The sequence below is a fragment of the Arthrobacter bambusae genome, assembly GCF_030812595.1.
In the GTDB taxonomy this organism is placed as follows: domain Bacteria; phylum Actinomycetota; class Actinomycetes; order Actinomycetales; family Micrococcaceae; genus Arthrobacter; species Arthrobacter bambusae_B.
In genome coordinates this window covers 55165-73129 of the sequence record NZ_JAUSSZ010000015.1, presented here as the reverse complement: position 1 = coordinate 73129, position 17965 = coordinate 55165, and the positions used below count along the sequence as shown (strand labels likewise).

The following is a 17965-nucleotide window of genomic DNA, read 5'->3' as shown; positions in this document are numbered from 1 at the left end:
GAGGATGGTGACCTCCTGCTGACCTCACACCCCCTATGGAGTGGGCCTGGGGGCGTCACCCCATCCACTGCCCGCCCGCTACATCGATTGTCTGGCCGCACATATAGTCAGCGGCCTCTGTGCTGAGGTAGGCGACCATGTTCGCAACCTCTTCCGGGATGGATACCCGACCGAGCTGGATATAGCGGTCAACCGCTTCCAGCATCGAACCTTTCGCGGCCAGAGCCTGCTCGTCGGAGGCATTGGCCAGGATGTCCCTCAGGAGGGGGTTGATCATGAGCCCGGGAGCTACCCCCAGGACATTGATCCCCCGTGAGGCGAACTCATGGGCAAGATTGCGGGTGAAGCCAATAACACCCGACTTTGCCGCGTTGTAGACGGTAAGTCCGCGGTGCTGTATCCGTCCACCAACAGACGCGATGTTGATAATGCGGCCGTGGCCCTGGGGCAGGAAGTGCTCGACCGCGGCATGTGCGCCGTAAATCAGCATCGTCAAGCTCCCGTGGACTGTGTAGTCGATGTCCGCCTTGGTGTGGTTTTCGAACCTGTCGGAGACCACCTGAACGGGGTTATTGATCATGATGTCCAGGCCCCCGAGAGCCTGCGTGCTTTCCGAGACAACAGAATGCACCTGATCCCAATCGGACAGGTCTGCCTGGAACGGGATGGCTCGCGTGCCCCATCGGCGTTCGATGGTCTCTGCGTTAGCGACGGCGCCGTCCTTATTCAAATCAATGACAGCGACGTCGGCCCCCAGGCCGGCAAGCCGGTTGGCGATGGCCTGGCCCAGACCGCCTCCCCCTGCTCCGGTGACTACTGCCTTTTTTCCTGTGAGATCCATCAGGTCGGTGACCCGCTTTTCGACAATGTGCGTCGGCAGTCGGTCGAAGCCCATCGTCTCGGCGAAATCAACGTTTTGTGTGCTCATCATGCTCCTCGTTGGTTATGGAGGGCGCCGGGCTCCCGGACGACGGGGCTCCATTGCCTAAAGGCAACATACTGTTGCCTTTTCTAAAGGTCAATAGAATGCTGTTCCATGGCCGATTCAATGCGCAGAACACGGGGAGTCCAGAAAGGTGCGCGCAGTTCGCAGGTAGTTGATGCCGTTCTAAGTGCTACCACCGCGGAACTGTCACGGGGAGGTTATGCCGGCCTCACGATTGAGGCCGTAGCCAAGCTTGCAGGCGTAAACCGCACGACGGTATACCGGCGTTGGCCTACGCGGGCGGCCTTGCTGGCTGCCGTCCTGGAGCCACTCCTGGCCCGCTATGACGTTGTTCCTGACACCGGCTCGAGCTGTCATGATTTGTCCGTGCTGTTACAAACTGTGCGCGACAATGCAGAGCTGCCCGAGGGTCAGGCCTTCACGGAGGCGGCAAGATCCACGTCCGCCGAGCTGCAGGATTTGATGTCAGCGGCGCTGCACAGAGCCCTCGCCCCCTTCCACGCCGTGCTCACTCGCGCAGTCGAGCGGGCCGAGATCGAACCGGAGCAGCGTGACCTCATAGCCCAGCTCGCTTTCTTTGGCGCCGTTATGTGGACGCAAACGCATCCCGTGCCTTTAACGGACGCGGAGTGCGACGACATGGCTAAGCTGCTCTTGCCTGCCGCAGCCGATGCCGGAACAAGATGAGATCCTGGTGCCCTTACGCTCCATCGGGCCTTCTATCCACCGTTGGATTGCCGCACTCCATCGGCGAGGGCCGTGAAGCCGTATATGAATCCTCCATCCTTGCCACTGACGGTCATATAACCTTCCGTGGTACCTGGCCTGATGGCGATGTTGGTTGCTGATGAAACGCCGTCCTTCCCAGGTGCGGCGATGGTGGCAGTCAGTTCGCCATCGGGCCGATAGACGAGGACAGTCGCCCGGTTGTGCAGCCCGACGTACGTGTTCCCTGCTGCGTCGACGGCCAAGGAATCCACTTGGCCGACGCCTGCGCTTACATGTACGGCAGGATGAGCTGTCTGCACCTTTCGGCCGTCAGCGCTGAGGCTCAGGTAGTCAATCTGATTGCCGGTATTGTGGCTCACCCCTAGCCCGTCATAAGCGGCGGTGAAGGCAATAGCGTTCGGCGCCGGCAAGTCTCCGGCAAGAACGATCCCTTCAGCGGTGTCCCTGTCGATCCTGACCAGGCGGCCGGTAGGTTTCCAGTAAGGATCCTGCGACCCGGCGGCATCCGTGACGTAGCACGCGGCCTCTGCCCTCGTCCAGCCAGCCCCAGAAATAGGACGCGTTGTGTGCAGAGGTCTATCGCGCCTTCGCGGGGCACTTCTCGCGGCCGTTGTACTCTGACCCTGTTTCCGGGCTTCAGGTCCGTCCACTCTTCATAGGTCAAACGGCAGGGGGCCGGGGGTGTGGATTGGGAAGTGTCAGCAGCAGCATGTTTTCCTTACTGCTACGAGCGGGAGAGGTAGTTATCCGCGATGGTTTTCAACGAGCCGGGACCCAGACCGGGTCCGTGTCCTGGGAAGACCGCACTTACTTCGAGGCGTGATAAAAGGTTCATGGTGCGCCGGTAATCGGCTTGGTCAGCTCCGTGGATTGTGTCAAGGAGTTGGCCCTGGTAAATGGTGTCTCCGGTGAAGAGCCATCGGCGCTGGTGATCGTACAGACAGATGCTTCCGGGGGAATGTCCTGGGGTTGCGAGGACCTCCATGGGGGTTCCCAAAGTAGTGATCTCATCTCCGTCTTTGAGTCGTCGTGTTGGGGTGGCCGGCACCAGCCCGTATTGGGTTGGGTCGTATCCAGGGTTCGGGACGCGGCGGAGCATTGAGGGCTCTTCGTTCGGTAGAACGTCTATACCGAGGATGCCGTACAAGGTGTGGGTGTCCAGCGAGACGGGTCCCGGTGTTATGAGGATGTGGGCTTCCTCATCGTGGACTGCGATGTCTTTAAACTCATGTGCTCCTCCGACGTGGTCCAGGTGGGTATGGGTGATGATCAGGAGTGGATCCCGTTCGAACATTTGGGGAATCTCGCGGTGCAAGGGGACGATGCCGAGGCCCGCGTCGATGACCACGTCCCGGTCCTGGCCCTGAAGCCACCAGATGTTCGATCGGAGCATCGGATGGACATGGGGTTCGGTAATCTTTGTCAGTCCTGGGAGGACTTGTTCAATGGCATACCACTGCAGGGATGTGCGGGGTGCGGCTTGTTGGGGGGCGGGTGCGCTCAATGTATGTGCCTCAGGAAGTTGCGGGTGCGTTCCTGCTGGGGGTTGGTAAAGAACTCCTCCGGCGGTGCCTGTTCAACGAGCACGCCCTGGTCGAAAAGGGCGACGTCCGTCCCGACTCGCCGAGCGAAACTCATTTCGTGGGTGACCACGACCATCGTCATGCCATCTGCCGCAAGTTGTTCCATGACGGCCAGCACGTCGTTGACCAGCTCGGGGTCCAACGCCGAGGTCGGTTCATCGAAGAGCATCACGGAGGGGTTCAGGACCAGTGCCCGGGCGATGGCGACCCGTTGTTGCTGGCCGCCGGAAAGCTCGCTGGGAAAGTGGTGAAGGTGGGAACCGAGCCCGACGCGGTCGAGCATTTCAGCTGCCCGGGCTTTGGCCTCGGCAGCGCCGGCTTTCCTGGTCAGGCGTTGGGCCAAGGTGACGTTTTGCATGACGGTGAGGTGGGAGAAGAGGTTGAAGCGCTGAAAGACCATGCCGATCTCGGAACGCTGGCGGGCCAGGGCACGTTCGCGTACGGGCCGGTTGTTGGCGTCGACGCCGATCCTTTTGCCCTTGAAAATAACCTCTCCGGCGTCGAGGGGTTCCAGCAGGGCCATCAGACGCAGCATCGTTGATTTCCCTGATCCGGACCGGCCAAGGACTACTTTGACTTCACCCGAGCCCACGGTGAAATCGACACCTTTTAGGACTTCTTGATTCCCGTACGTTTTGTGGAGGTTCCTCACTTCGAGCACGGTCTTTACGGTTTGACGAGGAGTTGTGGTGGTCTCGGACATCAGAGTCCCTTCAGGGTTGCGGGGACGCGCTCGACGCGGGGCCGGGTTTTGGCGGGTAGGGAAACCCACCGGTATCGCTTTTCGACCTGGTGCTGGAGCACCATGACGGCGCTGACAATGACCAGGTAATAGACGAGCGCGGCCGTATAAAATTCGGCATATCGGAAGGTGGTCGCTACCTGGACCTGGGCTGTTGTCATCAGCTCTTGCAGTGAGATCACAGAGGCCAGCGACGTGTATTTGATCATTCCGATGAACTCGTTGCCCGTGGGAGGCAGGGCGACCTTGATGGCTTGTGGCAGTTCGACCCGAAGGAAGGTTTGCGCGGGGGTCAGCCCCAAGGCCCGGGCGGCGAGTTTCTGTCCGCTGTCTACGCTCAGCAGGGCTGAACGGAGAATTTCTGCCATGAAAGCGCCTTCGACGACTGAGAGACCAACAAACCCGGCAAGGAAGGGTGAGTACCAGTTGTCCCGGAGCGCGGGAATTATCTGCGGTGCTGCGTTCCAGACAATGAGGAGCAGCAGCAGTGTTGGCACGGAACGGAAGAACCATACATAAGCCCAGGCCAAGCTACGAAGAGTCTTGCTCTTCGATATGCCTGCCAGGGCAACAAAGAGGCCTATCAGCGTAGCGGCCACTTGGGAAACGGCAGCCAATTCAAGGGAAAGCACCGCCCCCGATAGGAATTCTTTGGAAGTCAGGGCCTGCAGGAAGATGCTCTGATCAAAATCCATTACTTCGCCGAATCAGTCAGCCGGCTGGCGTCCAACGCGTAGTTCTTGGCGATCTCGGCCAGTTTTCCCTCGGTGGCGAGTTTCTTCAGTCCGTCACGGACCTCCGCGGTCAGGGGTGAACCTTTCTTGACGTAAACGCCGAATACAGCGTCGGCCTCGAAGATTCCAGGGACCGGCTGCAAGTTCCCGCCTGTCTTCTCAACGATCTCACCAACAGAGACGTCGGTATCGATCAAGGCGTCAGCCTTGCCGTTCGTCACCGCCGCAGAGGTCTGGGTGTTCTGCGGGTATGACTGCTGGATCAGATCAGGAAGGCCTTTGCTCTTCAGCGCCGTTGACAGTTCCTTCAAATTGGACTCATACGCGCCTCCGGCAAGTACAGCTACTGTCTTTCCCGCCAAGTCCTCAGCGCTCTTGATGTTCGAGTCCTTTGGGGCGATGATCACCGATCCGGTTTTCAGGTACGGCACGGCGTCGGCGACCTGCTGGCGGGCTTCATTGACATATAGGCCCGACCACACCACATCGCAGCGCCCAGCCTGAAGCGCCGGCATCAGCCCGTCGAAAGCCACGTCAGAGAAGCGGGCCTTCACACCCCACGAGTCCGCTAGTGCAACCGCCGCGTCGGCATCAAAACCGATGGGCTGGGTCCCCGTGTTGCCGTCCTTATAGAACTCCATGGGCTTGTACTGCGGCGTCATACATACACTGAGCTCACCGGATTTCAGCAAACCATTGGGGCCAGAGGCACTTTCCGATGAGGAAGCGCCGGCTCCCCCTGAACATGCGGTCAGCGCCACCACTGCGGCAGCAGCTACGGAACCAAAGACAAATTTCTTCATGACAATCCTTCTCGTCGACCAGCCCACGGGTGTGGCGCTCCTCACATGCTAAGACGCAATAAATTTCGGAATGTCAGCCTCTAAGTGTGTGAAAGCAGATATGTAAACGCTCACTACGTAAAATGATTACAATCGGCTAGAACGACGGCTTTCTTTTATAAATCTGTAGGACCTAAGGGCACAGAAAATTTCTCGTAACGAATCCGGGAAGGATGACATATGGATGAGCTCGACGAGCAGATACTGCAGGAACTGCTCGCCAACGGCCGCATCACCGTGACAGAGCTTGCCGACAAAGTCGGCCTTACCCGCATCTCGGCCTCTCGTCGAATGACCACGCTCTTGACTGAGTCCGGTGTCAGAGTGATCGGATTGGCACACCCCGCCGTCGTGGGGCTGCCTGTCATGGCCCACGTTTCGATTGACGCTGCGACCCCGGTTCAGGGGCTTGCCGAAAAAATCGCGCAGGATCACCGTGTTCTCTTCGTTTCCATCACTGCCGGGATCATGTCTCTGATAGCAGAAGTCAGGGCCCAAAACCATGAGGAACTTCAGGCATGCATCGAGGACATCCGTAACATTCCCGGAGTGACCTACATGCGCACCAGCATCTATACCGATCTCCTCATTGACATCCTGCATCCGGCTCAAATCAAGGACCTCGTCCTCGACAGACTTGATCTAGCTCTCATCGAGATTCTGCGCCAGGACGGCCGTGCTAGCTACACAACCATGGCCTCTGTCCTTGGAATATCAACCGGAACCGCAAGAACCCGCGTCCTGCGTCTCTTGGACAGCGGAATCGTAAAAATCGGACTCACTTGGCGGCCCGCCTCCCAAGAACGAGTGACCCGCATGGGGCTTGGACTGCGCATCCAAGGGACAGCTGCGGAACTAGTCAAATCACTCGAGGCCATCCCGGGCTTTACCTTCTTGGCCTCCAGCATCGGCCAGCACGACATCATCGCCACCGTTCACGGAACGGACGCAAGCTCAGCACTCCGCACCGTTGACCAAGTCCGGGCGATACCTGAAGTTATTCACGTCGAGACATGGATTCACCTCAAAGTCGTAAAAGAAGAACACTAGCGACAGGGCGCGAGCCTCCACCGTCTACCAGACAAATCAGGGTGAGCCACACCCCAACCTGACGTCAGGCAGCGGGGAAAACAGCGTCAGAATAGGGTCCCTTGGGCGGTTCTTACACTCCCCCACCCTTTTGTCTTAGATTCAAACCTGACAGCCAGCCCCGCTGAGGTGCTTGCACGGGTAAGGGCCGTTCCGCTGCCCACAGTCGGGGACAATCGTGATGGGTTATCCACCGCTACTGCTGCGAAGGGAGCTATCTAAGGGCTCCCAATTCCAGCCGTGGATAACCCGGATTGACCCCAACTATGGACAGCTTCTAGTCCCACCTGTGAGCCTTGGACTCCTGGCGTCAGGGCAATTCGTCGATTTTGGTTCGGAGGTTCCTGAACACGGCGTCGCGCTGCTCTTGGGAGAGCTGCATTAGCGGCACATCACGCAGCTCGTCGATATCTACGTCTTCCGGGTCATCGTCCTCGAGCATGACGAGCATGTCCTCGTAGGTCAGGACCATGATGTTGCCGTCCAGGGGACGGAATCCTAGCTCACCCCAGTATTTGGCGAGGCCGCGGCATTCCATCCGGTGTTTGGCGGATCCTTCGTCGACGCCGTCCTGGAGCCCGGGCGCCGCCCGCAGAACGGTTACGACGGTACTTCGGCCTATGGCGTCGAGTACGGCCTTGATTACTTGGTGCCCGGCCCGGTGCCCCCGGAACCGCGGCTGGACGCTCACCCACGAGACAATCATCAGGTCCCCGTCGAGGACTGGTCCGCCCTCGATGCTGAGCTGGCTGGGCTCCGAGCCTGCAGCGATGAACGCTTCGGCGAATTGGGACAGTTCGGCGCTGTGCGCGTCGAAGGTGTCGAAGAGGTTGACGTCGCCGATGTCGGGGATCAGGTAGACGTGGGCTTCCGCAACGGTGACCCGGCCGTGGGCGTCGGCCTCGACCTCGAGGGTGTCGTCGTCGGGTTCGAGGATGTCCGCCTCGATGTAGGCGCGTACGCTCCAGGACTGCGGGTAGTCTTCGGGCCGTTCCCAGGAGTCGGGCCGGGCCGGGTAGTCCAGCGCATAGGTCAGCCGCATCCACTCAAGGGCGTCGCCGATCTCGTTGTGGTCGTCGGGGTGCATTTCGATACCGGCCATGAGTTTTCCTGCCCGCTCCCCATCAGGGGTGATCTGAATGTTCCAGGGGTGTGTCGGATTCACCGTACCCGACACTGGACTTGACGTGACAGTAAAGACCCTCCGGATCCGGGTGGCCAAGCTGGCCTGGGAGATTCCGTGCACCGGGGAACCACCCGGCCCAGCCCGGTTCTTAGCCCACGCGGATGCCATTGTCAGCGAGGAAGTCGCGGGCACGGCCCATCTGGCGGTCGGTAGAGTAGGCGTTCCAGTGTTCGGTCAGGTCTTCGGCATGGATGAGGTCGCGGAACCGGTGGAAGGCGCCCTTGCCTTCGATCGCCCGTTCTAGCCGCTGCCGGAGGGTTTCATCGTGCTGCCGCGCGGCGAAGGCCGCCATGTCCTGCCAGCCGTTCCCAGAACCTGTGCGGTTCAGTCGAAGCCACCGGTCCGGCTCTTCCTCCACGTAGATCGCTGTGTCGTGCCCCACGATTATTGGGTCAGTGGCACTGTCGTCGTAAACCTGCCCGGTGTGCACGTCGAGGTAGCCACCGGTAGACAGATCGGGGTCCCCCTCGAGGATGGTGCTGAGCATGTCGAGGTCTACTGGGACGACCCTGCCGGGCAGCGGCACGCGGCGCAGAGATGCCAACAGGTCCTCAGCGAGCACTTGATCCCCGGCGCAGCCGCGCCCGGTCAATCGGTTGATGACCGCCAGTGCCACCGGCTCAGCTTCCTGGCGTCTGTGCTCCAGAGCCATCGGTATTCCGGCACCTACTTGCTGCAGGGTGTCACCGATGTCGCGTCCGGTCAGGGCCGTGAGGAAACGACCCGCGTCTGCTGCTGCGATGGCTTGACGCAGCTCGGGCAGGTCGAGCCTCGGTGCCTGGACCTGTGCGGGCCAGGCGTGCAGCAGCATCGGATGTGGGGTGCTCGGTTTCGCCGCGACCTGGCTCTCCCCGTCATCGGTAGCCCACCGGCGCCCGTATTGGTCTGGGATGCGGCCCCAGCCCCAGTAGGGCAGCGGGGAATCAGGGCGAAGGCCCAGTACCTCCAGCGGGTCGACCTTGGTCTCCGCGACGACACATCGGTGCGTCCAGGCATCACCGAGGTCAAACATGAACTGAAACTCAGACCCCGGCTCCAAGGTCCGGGCGACCTTGGTGACTGCGATGTCGATTGCTGTGATGATCGGGCCACCACTGGATGCGGCCATCTCGGTTCCCGTCTCTTGGTCGGTGATTAACCGGCCGTCATCCAGGGTGAACATTGACAGGTGCGAGCGGTCCCATCGGGCGAAGGCATCGTTGATGGCGTTAGCGAGATCCATGAAGGTGTGAGACGGTCCGACCGCGAAGACCCGCCCCGGCCAGGGCCACAGCTCCTCACCACGACCACCGAGCAGTTCCACCGTCACCGATAACCAGTTTCGCGCCATAACCTCAGGATGGCACGAACCGCGGCCGCGCCCTTCGTCGCGTTACTGCACGGCGGCGGCCGCCAGCAGCCCGAAGGAGGGCGGCTCCGCCAGGAAGGGAAAGAGGGCGAGCAGGTTCCACGATGCAGCAACACCGCGACTTCCGGACACCCCACTCAGAGAACGGGGTGTGTGGCCCGAGATGCAGCCTGATGTGATGGTTTGCGGGTTTTCTGGGAGGTCATGGCACCCCTATAGGCTTTAGGCTTCCGACAGAGAAGGCAGGGTCAATGGGGGGAATGCACGGCTTCGGCCTGAAGGACAGATCGCTGGCCGAGCTGTACCGGACCACGTCAGGGCCGGTGGCGTTCATCGATGAGTCCTACCGGGAACCGCTGCACTCGGATGAACGGCCCTTCTATTCGATGTCGGCCGTCATCGTCGGCCGCAACCAGGGTGCTCTTGTCCGGGACGTCCTGATGGACATTCCTGGCAGTACTTACTGGCACACGACCGAGGCGTACCGCACCCCTGCCGGGAAGCGGGTCATAAGGGAAATGATTGACTACATTGCCGGCGCGGCCGAGTACAACATTGTCACCGTGCAGACACAGATCCGCCGGGACGATCCGGAGATGAAGACGGCACGGCATGAATGCCTGGGCGCCTTGACCAAGGAGCTTACCCGCGGGTCCGGGATAAACGCTGTCCGGCTGCTCGTTGTCGAGTCGCGCAACGCGCGGTCCCATCCGGGCGGGGACGCCGACGACGCCCGGGTGATCAAGCAACTCCGGTCCGCCGGTACGGTTGATCGCCATGTCCATGTCCACCACACCTCGCCGGCGAAGGAACCCCTGCTGTGGGCCGCTGATCTGAGTGTGTGGGCCTTCCGGCGGAATCTAGCCGTCGGTGACAAGCAATGGTTCGAACCGTTGCAGGATATTTCGACTGTGCTGCACGTAGATGGGGCGGACGTGTCCGTTAAACGAAGCAACCCCCATCTGCCGCAGCAAAGTCCGGGGGTCCAGCAGGCTGTCTCCCATGAATCCGGCCATGGCCGGGGCAGAGGGCCCGCTGTTGCTTCTGCCTCCAGTGTAGTGTTCGACGGCTCCGAAAGTGAAGCACTGGCGCGCATACGGCGCCTTGCCGGTGCTGCGGGGAAGAGTGTTGACCAGGAGGTAGCCTTGGCGGTGGCCACTAACGAGCCCCGGCGGCTGGTGGCGGCAGCGAACGCTTACCTGAAGCAGTCCCGCCAGCCGGGCGTATCCTCACAACCCCGCACTGAGGCGGCACTGGCGCAGGCCGCACAAACCATCATGAAACCTGACGGTGCGGCGAAGGTCACGGCGGCGCTGAAGCAGCTGCGCGGCCAGCGGGTGGCCGAGGCAGAGGGCCGTGCGGCATCGGCCCCGCAGCAGCAAAGAGATCGCCGTCCTGGCTACCAGCGGTAACCGGGACGGCGGTCTCTATCCCTCCCTTTAGTCGGTTGAGGAGACGAAGGACCGGCAAGAAGGTGGGATGGTTGCCGGCCCTCCGAGACTCGGGTTTAGGCGGGCAGGTCTTCAGTGACGTAGTCCGCCACGGACCAGACACCGTTGCTCTTGGTCAGGACCAGGAAGATGTTGCGCTTCCGTTGGTCATCTTTGAGGTGTTTGCCGTCCGCGTCCCGCCAGGTCCATGTGGCTGTGAGGTTGCGGTAGGCCACGTTCTCGGTGTCTGTTCCTTCGTCCCCGTCTACGGGCACGCCGGGTCGGATCGTCGGTTCGGAAAACGCTCCAAGTGGGGCCAGCTCCAGCCACAAAGCCTGGGAGGCATTGCGCTCCGGCTCCACTGTTCGTTTCGCCAGCTCGGGGATCATCAGCGGCTGGGCGCGCACCGCAGCCGCGGTTTCGGTCCTGTCGTTCGCCACGTCCCACCGCGTGATGATGTCAGCAAACGTGGCAGCTACCTTATCCGGATGCGCCCGGTCCACCTCGAGAAGCTTTTGGACCGTGACGGACAAGGCCGCAGGCTTCGACGTAGCTGTGGACGAAGGCGATGGAGCAGGTTGTTCAGTGCCGGCCTGTGCGCAGCCGGCCAGCGGCAGTGCGGCCGTCAGAACGATGGCGGCCAGTGTTTTGGGGAGCCTCATAGAACGCCCTTGCCTTTCAGGATGGGTGTTGGATCGATGGGTTTCACTTCGCCCAGCTTGGGATCGACCGCGCCCAGGCGGGGATCAACGGGGGCGCCTTCGTACATTTCAAAGTGCAGATGCCGTCCTGCCGCGTTGCCGGTCGCTCCTTCGGTGCCAAGCGGGGTCCCGGCGGAGACGGTGTCGCCTTCCTTGACCCGCAGGGATCCTTGCTCCAGGTGGGAATAAGTGGCGGTGAGTTTGCCGTCCAGGCTCACCCCGGCCACCCAGGTACCGCTGCTGGACTGCAGCTCGTGGGCGATGACGATCTTCATGTCCATGACGGCCACGACGGTCCCGCCGGCTCCTGGCGTTGAAAAGTCGATGCCGTAGTGGAAGTTCCCGCCAATGACCTGCGTCCCGGGCGGGGTGGGCCGCGGCCCGTATCCGGAGGTGAACGTGGACCCGGGCAGCGGGTGGGACCACTTGCCCGTCAGGGCACCGATCTCGATGCCGCTGGCCGGGCAGGATTCACCGTACTTCGTTTGCGCTGTGCCCATAATCTTGTCCACATAGGCCCGGGTTTCGGCGTACGGCGGGATCCCCCTGAAGGACTGCACTGCCCCCGGGCCTGCGTTGTAGCCGGCCAGCGCCAGCCTGATGACGTCCTGGCCGCTGCTCTTGGCAACCGGAAGCAGCTCCTTCACCAACGCGCCCATGTACCGCCCTTGTGCAGCGATGGCATGGGCGGGGTTAGTCACATTACCTCCGTCACCGTAGGTGGCCCAGGTTCCCGGCATGAACTGGGCAAGGCCGCCCGCTCCTACCGGAGACGTGGCTCCTGGATTCCAATTGCTCTCGGCTTCCAGCTGGGCGGCAAGGACGGACGCGGGAATCCCGGCAACACCGGCAGCCTTCGAAACGAGCGGCCCCCACCCGTTCGGGACTTCCTTCTCGTTGAAGCTGGCCCCGTTGACGCTCACGCATGCGGCTGCCTGGGCAGGCGATGCGTTGCCGCCGACGGAAATCAGGGCGACGCCGAGCAGGCCGATCACGACCAGTATCGGCAGCGCAGGGATCAGCAGGAACAGGCCGGTCTTACGCATCGGCTGAAACCGGCCCGTCGCCTTCGGAGCCCGCTGTGGCGGTCTCCCCGGCAACAAATGCTGCGAACTCCGTGGTCTCAGCCTTGAGCTCCAACCCGGAACCGGTGGCGTCGTAATGCGAAAGATTCTCCAGGCAGTTCTTGAAAGTGCTGCGCTGGGAGAAGGTGTCCATCGTCGGCCACAGCGCCCGGCTGAACCACTCCGTGAGCTCGAATGAGGGCTTCTTGGATTTGGCCCGGTAGGCGGCCTTGTGTGCCACCATCAGCGCCGTCAACATTTCCACGGCGTCAGGGTGGCGGTACCAGCATCCGGGGATCCAGCCCGCGGAGTTGGATGAGTGCCGCAGAATCCTGTTCTGCAACCAGACGACAAATGCGTCCAGCTCGGCCCATAGCTCCTTACGCTGTTCGGGCTTAAGTTCCTCCCAGAACCAAGGCCCGCCAGCGGGGTAGCTGCTCAGTTCCTCGAAGAGCTGGGCGGCCAGTTCCTCTACGTTGTCCAGCCTGTCCAGCAGATCCGGGATTACCTCAATGCCCGGGGCGTCATGTGCCTGGTCGTCGCTCACGATGCGGCCGCCAGGTTCGCTTCTGCAGCGGTCTCAGCCGCCGCCACCTTCGCCGCCGTCTCGGCCGTGATGCCTTCTTTGTTCAGGCACCATACGCGGGAGTCCTTGAACTTCGCGCTGTCGGGCCGTTCCCACCACGGCACGACGTTGACGACGGCTTCAATCTCGCGGTACATCAGCAAGACCTTGCCCTGGGGCAGCTTGCGGATTTCATCGACGCGCATTTTCTGATCGAGCTGCTTGGACTTGGAAATGTTGACGGACGGCACACCGTCCTTGCCGGTCGATGACGAGGTCGACGTGTGCTCCACCCAGTGCTTGCCGATCAGATCGGAAATCTTGGTCAGGAACTTCACGTCGGAGATGCCGCCGAAAACTGTCTTGGCTGCTGCGGAATCGAAGATCGTTTCCGCACCTTCCTCGCCCCAGCGGTTCACCAGCTGGGAGTAGGTCTGGACGAACACGGATGTGTGGATGCCGTTGCCGCCACCTTCGGACATCAATGACGGCAGCGACGGCAGGGCGCAGGTGTTTGCCGCTTCATCCAGGATGACGGACAGCGGCACGTCCAGCTTCCCGGACGCCATGGCACCCGATGTACGGATTGCCGCCTGGACGAGCGATTCGACCAGGGCGGTGACAATCGGGGCCGTCGAGGCGTTCATGGACACGCGGGTCAGGCAGTACAGCGTGTTCGCCGCCTCGGTGAAGGTGTTGACGTCGATGCCGGGATCATCCGTCGTGGGGCACAGCATTGACAGAACGTTCTCGTTCTTCATCGGCCCGGTGATCTTGCCCAAGGTGGTCTTGGTGTTGCCGATGGTGTCCGGGTTGTTTTGCCGGCACCACTCGTCGAGGTTTCCTGCCCAGGTCTTCACGGTCGGGGACTTCGCACGGAGGATGTTTGCCGGTTCGTGCTCGGTGAAGTTCTGGGACCAGCGCAGCACATCCCGCATCGAGCCGCCTTCTTTCAGGGCGGCGGCGTGCAGCAGTGCTTCGAGGATCATGACGCAGCCGGAGTCGAAGTATCGGTCTGCCGAGGACGGTGCACCGGTCCGGGGCATGGCGTTAACCATGGCCGAGGCCCGTTCGGAGGCGATCTGCGGGTCATCGCAGCCGGCCACCATGTTCCACCGGAGCTTGTCGGGGTACTGGCTGAGTCCGTCGAAGTCGGCGACGTAGACCTTGCCCAGGTCTTTCCGTACACCTGCCGTCAGGCGCAGCACGTCCGGGCGGGTGCTGGTGGTGATCACTGCCCCGGCGGCGTCGGCCACCATGCCCGCGACCATGTAGGTGGTTTTTCCCCACTTGGGCGGGGCAACTGTGCAGGCGGTATCTTCCGTGCGAATGGCGATTTCCTTGCCGTCGAGGACGTACACAGCCGGTGCCAGCGAGGAACCGTCGACGCCCTCAATCCTCGTCTTCAAGCTCTTGGCTGTGCTCATGCCCTTCTCTCCGGTCTTGGTCTTGCGGCGCCGGGCACGGAGCGCTTTGAGCCCGAACAGCGCCCCGATGTAGGCCGCGATCAGGAGAACCACGAGGAGGATCCAGACGGTGAGCGGCCAGCCCCACTCGTTGGAGGGGTGACCGTTCACTGCCACCGGTGACGTCGCCTTTTCCGGTGCCACCAAACCGATCAGCGATCCAATCAGTGCTTTCCAGGTTGCAGGCCAGTTCGAGAACGCTAGGCCCGTCGTCCAAACCAGGGCCACATGCCACAGGGCGCCGGAAAGGATGGCCAGGACGATGAGTTCACGCTCGGTCTTCTTGACCGTTGAACCGGACGGGTTGTGCTTCTCTACGGTGACGTTTTCACTCATGGTCTTCCCCCTTTAGGCCACTTCCGCGTAGGCGGAGTCGGTCTCGCGCAGCGCCGAATCGGTGTCGGTCATTTCCACTTCCCAGGCAGAACGAACGTGCTCAATCTCCACTTCGGGTGCGTCCGCGCCGGATTTGAGCAGGTGGTGGCCGTTCCGGAGAACCATGATGTCGTTCGCGGATTCCGGGTTCAGGCCAAATGTCCGGACGCACCACTGGGCGGCCTCGGGCTTGTCCTGGCGGAAGATATGCACCGTCTGCGCTTCCTCGATCACTGCCATGCCCGGGGATCCCGCCGGAACGTCAGTGGCTCCCTTGTGGATGTTGTAGATATTCGACAGGCCCAAGCCTCGGGAAAGCTTGATGTTGGACCGCTGCTGGAGGGCCAGCGGGCCTCCCAGGATGTGGCCTGCCTCCTCGTTGATCACGTTGGTCCGGATACCCCGGTACTCAGGCCGGCGGACCGTGCCCAGGAGCCACAGGTTCGCCAGCCCCATCACCATGGGTATGGCCGGGCCGGTGTCCGGCAGCTGGGAGATATCGAATGAGGTCAGGTTCTTGTTCAGCCGCACATTCCTGGACGTCTCACCGTCAAAAATCGAGCCATATGTTTCCAGCAACTCGTTGAAGCAGAACCGCATCGAGATGCCGCTCTCGTGCAACCGCTCCAAGGTCGCCAGGCTCATGTCAGCCAAAGTGGAGTCGTTGCGGTCGATGACGCCCAGCAGGTCGTGCAGGTCCGCCGTTGTTGGGGTTCGGCCGCCTTCGAAGTTCCTCATCATGGAGCGGTAGGCCAGGCGCAGCGCTTTGCGTTCCCATTCGTCCGGGCCGTTTCCTTCCCGAATCAGCGCCGGAATCGTGTTCAGGTAGACGAGCTGGTTGTTCAGGCCGTCGTCGTTCACCCCGGAAATAGCGGGGTCCATGATGTTGAAGATGACGCCGGATCCATCCATGGCGAACTTGATGTGATCGCCGTTGAACTCCCGGACGATCGGTGAGTATTCGCCCTCGCCCTTCTCGTTCTTCTTGTCGAAGACGACCGCCCGGCGGTGCCGGAGGATCAGGGGCCGGATCACGTACACGGTTTTGGTGTAGGCGGACTTGCCGGCCCCCACATCACCGACGACGAGCACGTTGGTAGAGGTGATTCGGCGTGGGGTTGAGTTGTAGTCCGTGAACGGGTCTTTGCTGATGGCTGTCTGCGACAAGACGTCCCGGCCTGCAGCGACGCCTTCGACGCCGGTAGGTGCTGCGATCAAGGCTGTGTTCAGAATTTCGGCCTGCCGCGTGGTCGTCGGTGCGCCCTGAAAGGACGGGGCGTAAAAGCCGTTCTTTGCCCTCCGCTCGTTGACCCTCAACCGGGTTCCCTGCTCCGCGTACGGAGGCCACTCCCCCGACTCCTCAACCTGAGCCTGTTCGATTTCCGGTGCCGCGAACATCCGAAGCACAGGGACGCGCCGGATCCATGAACCCTTGGCCGAAGGTTCGTCGATGCTCACTGCCTGCTCCGCTTCGGGAATGAGCGGAAATCCCTGTTCGCGCGGTTCCGTAATGGCTTCCTTGCTGAGTTCTTCGACAGCGCCCATCAGGCCACCTTCTCTTCCTTCTCGCCACGTCCTGCAAGCTGGTTCATCATCCTGGCTCCAAGCGTCGGGGCTGCTGGGCGGGTGCCCCGGTAGATGGGCCACGTCGTGCCGGCGGCCGCTGATTGGTAGGTGTCCAGCCATTCGAGTTTTTGGATGCCCGCTGAGGTTCCGGCTGTTTCCTCCAGCCGGCGTGCGGCCTCGGTCAGGTCTGCCTGCGTCCGGGCGGAAATCGTAATGAAGCCCACCCAGTTCACGCCGTGGTGCCCGGTGCCGGGCAGCAGGTCGTTTCCGCGCGCCCTGGCCGATGTCAGGTTCACGTCCGTTGTGGGATCGACCAGCTGGCCCTTTTTCTGCTTTGCGATTACTGCGGCCATGTCGCGCACGACGTCCCGGGAGGCCAACAGGCGTGCCTGGTCTGCCGGGACGGTCTCCAGTTGGAAGCTCAGCGTCCGGGCTCCGGAGCCGGCGTTGTGGAGCAAAGACAACAGCCAGTACGGGGTGCGCTCACCGGTTTCCATGTTCTCGGCGCTGATCATTGCCGTCCGGTGCCCCCACAGGACCTCTTCGCCGCTGATCGGATCGGTTCCCTTTACCCAGGTGGAGTTCCACTGATCCTGTGAGGGGAGGCCCATTTGGTCGGCCTTGACGCCGGAAACCATCAACGGCGGCCGCGACGGATTCTGCTGGTGCAGCATCATGGCCACTACCGCGCGTGCGGTCAGGGGCCGTACCCGTCCCAGCTTCGCGGCACGCAGGGAACGGGCCAGCGAGGAGATTTCGGCGGCCATCAACAGGCGCCACCCGTCGCGTCCCGCGCCGTACCGGGCAGCGGTGGCGTAGAAGTCCGGTGTCAATGGCCAGCGGCCGACGATCAGGTGGCGCTGGACGAAAGTGTCCCGGCCGGTCCGCTCCAGTACCTCCTGGTAGGAGCGGACAGCTTTAGGGTGGGCATCTGCGGCCAGATGATCCTCAACCCAGGCTTCATTCAGAGCCAGATCGGGCGGAAGTACCCGGGTGATGGACTGGATTCCGCTGATGAGTTTCGAGGACGGGGCAAAGCCCGCCAGCAGGGAACCGAACCCTGCTTGGGCCTGCTCCTGCTTGCGCGGTGACTCTGCTCCGCGCAGCTGCCCGGAGACTTCGAAGGCGACCGAAAGGTAAGGCTCCTCCCCCGCCGGGGCGTGCCAGGCGATACCGGGCTTCCCGGTCCGGGAGTCAAGCCAGCCCATACCGTCGGCTCCATCCGGGCGGGACCGGACGGCGCCCATGATCCTGGCCTTCTCTTCCTTACTCTTGACCATATTGGCCAGAGCGCTGGCTTCTTCCCAGGCCGCTGCGCTGTATGGGATGAACCGGTCTGTGCCGGTCTTCTGGCGTTCTTTCCAGCGCAGTCGTCTTTTGCGCCGGTCCCAGTAGGAGCCGCGGTGCGTTGCGGCCGTCATGAGGTAGACGATCAAGCCGGACAGCACACCGACCAGGAGGCCCGGCCAGCCGGTGAACATCATGCCGAAGAAGCCGATGAATACACACCCGGCCAGGCCGACCAGCTGGCTCTTTGACTTGATCCCGCCAAAGAAGCTCCGGTGCCCGGATTCCCCTCCAATGAATCGTGTCGCCATC

17 protein-coding genes are annotated in these 17965 nt (G+C 61.9%); 3 read left to right on the top strand and 14 right to left on the bottom strand.

Annotated features, from left to right (window positions below; all coding sequences use genetic code 11):
- Window positions 1-55: 55 nt before the first annotated feature.
- Window positions 56-928 (bottom strand): SDR family NAD(P)-dependent oxidoreductase, encoded by an 873-nt coding sequence (locus J2S96_RS17160; RefSeq protein ID WP_285320364.1) that lies wholly within the window; start codon window positions 926-928, stop codon window positions 56-58.
- Between the two features lie 108 nt (window positions 929-1036).
- On the opposite strand from J2S96_RS17160, the gene J2S96_RS17155 reads away from it, so the two are divergent.
- A complete protein-coding gene (locus J2S96_RS17155; protein WP_285244133.1) occupies window positions 1037-1633 on the top strand; it encodes a TetR/AcrR family transcriptional regulator in 597 nt (198 codons plus the stop codon).
- 32 nt (window positions 1634-1665) lie between these two features.
- Here the strand turns inward: J2S96_RS17155 and J2S96_RS17150 are convergent, their stop codons facing one another.
- From J2S96_RS17150 to J2S96_RS17130, 5 genes are all read right to left on the bottom strand, one after another.
- A complete protein-coding gene (locus tag J2S96_RS17150) occupies window positions 1666-2325 on the bottom strand; it encodes an SMP-30/gluconolactonase/LRE family protein (RefSeq protein ID WP_306866116.1) in 660 nt (219 codons plus the stop codon).
- A 74-nt stretch (window positions 2326-2399) separates the two neighbouring features.
- On the bottom strand, window positions 2400-3179 hold the full coding sequence (locus J2S96_RS17145; protein WP_306866113.1) for an MBL fold metallo-hydrolase: 780 nt from the start codon (window positions 3177-3179) through the stop codon (window positions 2400-2402).
- Window positions 3176-3961, bottom strand: a complete 786-nt coding sequence (locus J2S96_RS17140; protein ID WP_306866110.1) for an amino acid ABC transporter ATP-binding protein — start codon at window positions 3959-3961, stop codon at window positions 3176-3178. The genes J2S96_RS17145 and J2S96_RS17140 overlap by 4 nt, the downstream gene beginning before the upstream one ends.
- Complete coding sequence (locus J2S96_RS17135; protein WP_285244129.1) at window positions 3961-4695, bottom strand: amino acid ABC transporter permease; 735 nt, start codon at window positions 4693-4695, stop codon at window positions 3961-3963. Before J2S96_RS17135 ends, J2S96_RS17140 begins: the two co-directional genes overlap by 1 nt.
- Complete coding sequence (locus tag J2S96_RS17130) at window positions 4695-5537, bottom strand: transporter substrate-binding domain-containing protein (RefSeq protein WP_285244128.1); 843 nt, start codon at window positions 5535-5537, stop codon at window positions 4695-4697. Before J2S96_RS17130 ends, J2S96_RS17135 begins: the two co-directional genes overlap by 1 nt.
- Before the next feature lie 219 nt (window positions 5538-5756).
- On the opposite strand from J2S96_RS17130, the gene J2S96_RS17125 reads away from it, so the two are divergent.
- Window positions 5757-6626, top strand: coding sequence for an Lrp/AsnC family transcriptional regulator (locus tag J2S96_RS17125; protein WP_285244127.1), 870 nt, complete (start codon window positions 5757-5759; stop codon window positions 6624-6626).
- A gap of 349 nt (window positions 6627-6975) precedes the next feature.
- On the opposite strand, the gene J2S96_RS17120 is transcribed toward J2S96_RS17125, so the two are convergent.
- Together J2S96_RS17120 and J2S96_RS17115 are read right to left on the bottom strand one after the other, a co-directional pair.
- On the bottom strand, window positions 6976-7767 hold the full coding sequence (locus tag J2S96_RS17120) for a hypothetical protein (protein ID WP_306866103.1): 792 nt from the start codon (window positions 7765-7767) through the stop codon (window positions 6976-6978).
- Between the two features lie 172 nt (window positions 7768-7939).
- Window positions 7940-9181, bottom strand: a complete 1242-nt coding sequence (locus J2S96_RS17115; RefSeq protein ID WP_306866101.1) for a UPF0158 family protein — start codon at window positions 9179-9181, stop codon at window positions 7940-7942.
- Between the two features lie 269 nt (window positions 9182-9450).
- On the opposite strand from J2S96_RS17115, the gene J2S96_RS17110 reads away from it, so the two are divergent.
- On the top strand, window positions 9451-10611 hold the full coding sequence (locus tag J2S96_RS17110; RefSeq protein ID WP_306866098.1) for a hypothetical protein: 1161 nt from the start codon (window positions 9451-9453) through the stop codon (window positions 10609-10611).
- Between the two features lie 95 nt (window positions 10612-10706).
- On the opposite strand, the gene J2S96_RS17105 is transcribed toward J2S96_RS17110, so the two are convergent.
- Genes J2S96_RS17105 through J2S96_RS17080 form a run of 6 tightly spaced genes read right to left on the bottom strand, consistent with a single transcriptional unit; the run spans window position 10707 to window position 17964 of the window.
- Window positions 10707-11291 carry a hypothetical protein gene (locus J2S96_RS17105; protein WP_306866095.1) on the bottom strand — a complete coding sequence of 195 codons (585 nt, stop codon included), beginning with the start codon at window positions 11289-11291 and terminating at the stop codon, window positions 10707-10709.
- Window positions 11288-12376, bottom strand: coding sequence for a peptidoglycan DD-metalloendopeptidase family protein (locus J2S96_RS17100; RefSeq protein WP_306866092.1), 1089 nt, complete (start codon window positions 12374-12376; stop codon window positions 11288-11290). The genes J2S96_RS17105 and J2S96_RS17100 overlap by 4 nt, the downstream gene beginning before the upstream one ends.
- Window positions 12369-12941, bottom strand: a complete 573-nt coding sequence (locus J2S96_RS17095) for a DUF4913 domain-containing protein (protein ID WP_306866089.1) — start codon at window positions 12939-12941, stop codon at window positions 12369-12371. The genes J2S96_RS17100 and J2S96_RS17095 overlap by 8 nt, the downstream gene beginning before the upstream one ends.
- Complete coding sequence (locus tag J2S96_RS17090; protein WP_306866086.1) at window positions 12938-14761, bottom strand: TraM recognition domain-containing protein; 1824 nt, start codon at window positions 14759-14761, stop codon at window positions 12938-12940. Before J2S96_RS17090 ends, J2S96_RS17095 begins: the two co-directional genes overlap by 4 nt.
- Before the next feature lie 12 nt (window positions 14762-14773).
- Complete coding sequence (locus J2S96_RS17085; RefSeq protein ID WP_306866083.1) at window positions 14774-16345, bottom strand: ATP/GTP-binding protein; 1572 nt, start codon at window positions 16343-16345, stop codon at window positions 14774-14776.
- Window positions 16345-17964, bottom strand: a complete 1620-nt coding sequence (locus J2S96_RS17080; protein WP_306866080.1) for a hypothetical protein — start codon at window positions 17962-17964, stop codon at window positions 16345-16347. The genes J2S96_RS17085 and J2S96_RS17080 overlap by 1 nt, the downstream gene beginning before the upstream one ends.
- Window position 17965 lies beyond the last annotated feature (1 nt).

Excerpts from the sequence above, each read along its gene's own strand:
- J2S96_RS17115 (WP_306866101.1), bottom strand. The coding sequence starts at position 9,181 with ATGGCGCGAAACTGGTTATCGGTGACGGTGGAACTGCTCGGTGGTCGT.
- J2S96_RS17085 (WP_306866083.1), bottom strand. The coding sequence starts at position 16,345 with ATGGGCGCTGTCGAAGAACTCAGCAAGGAAGCCATTACGGAACCGCGC.
- J2S96_RS17130 (WP_285244128.1), bottom strand. The coding sequence starts at position 5,537 with ATGAAGAAATTTGTCTTTGGTTCCGTAGCTGCTGCCGCAGTGGTGGCG.
- J2S96_RS17155 (WP_285244133.1), top strand. The coding sequence starts at position 1,037 with ATGGCCGATTCAATGCGCAGAACACGGGGAGTCCAGAAAGGTGCGCGC.
- J2S96_RS17120 (WP_306866103.1), bottom strand. The coding sequence starts at position 7,767 with ATGGCCGGTATCGAAATGCACCCCGACGACCACAACGAGATCGGCGAC.
- J2S96_RS17160 (WP_285320364.1), bottom strand. The coding sequence starts at position 928 with ATGAGCACACAAAACGTTGATTTCGCCGAGACGATGGGCTTCGACCGA.
- J2S96_RS17125 (WP_285244127.1), top strand. The coding sequence starts at position 5,757 with ATGGATGAGCTCGACGAGCAGATACTGCAGGAACTGCTCGCCAACGGC.
- J2S96_RS17110 (WP_306866098.1), top strand. The coding sequence starts at position 9,451 with ATGGGGGGAATGCACGGCTTCGGCCTGAAGGACAGATCGCTGGCCGAG.
- J2S96_RS17080 (WP_306866080.1), bottom strand. The coding sequence starts at position 17,964 with ATGGCGACACGATTCATTGGAGGGGAATCCGGGCACCGGAGCTTCTTT.
- J2S96_RS17140 (WP_306866110.1), bottom strand. The coding sequence starts at position 3,961 with ATGTCCGAGACCACCACAACTCCTCGTCAAACCGTAAAGACCGTGCTC.
- J2S96_RS17135 (WP_285244129.1), bottom strand. The coding sequence starts at position 4,695 with ATGGATTTTGATCAGAGCATCTTCCTGCAGGCCCTGACTTCCAAAGAA.
- J2S96_RS17100 (WP_306866092.1), bottom strand. The coding sequence starts at position 12,376 with ATGCGTAAGACCGGCCTGTTCCTGCTGATCCCTGCGCTGCCGATACTG.
- J2S96_RS17090 (WP_306866086.1), bottom strand. The coding sequence starts at position 14,761 with ATGAGTGAAAACGTCACCGTAGAGAAGCACAACCCGTCCGGTTCAACG.
- J2S96_RS17105 (WP_306866095.1), bottom strand. The coding sequence starts at position 11,291 with ATGAGGCTCCCCAAAACACTGGCCGCCATCGTTCTGACGGCCGCACTG.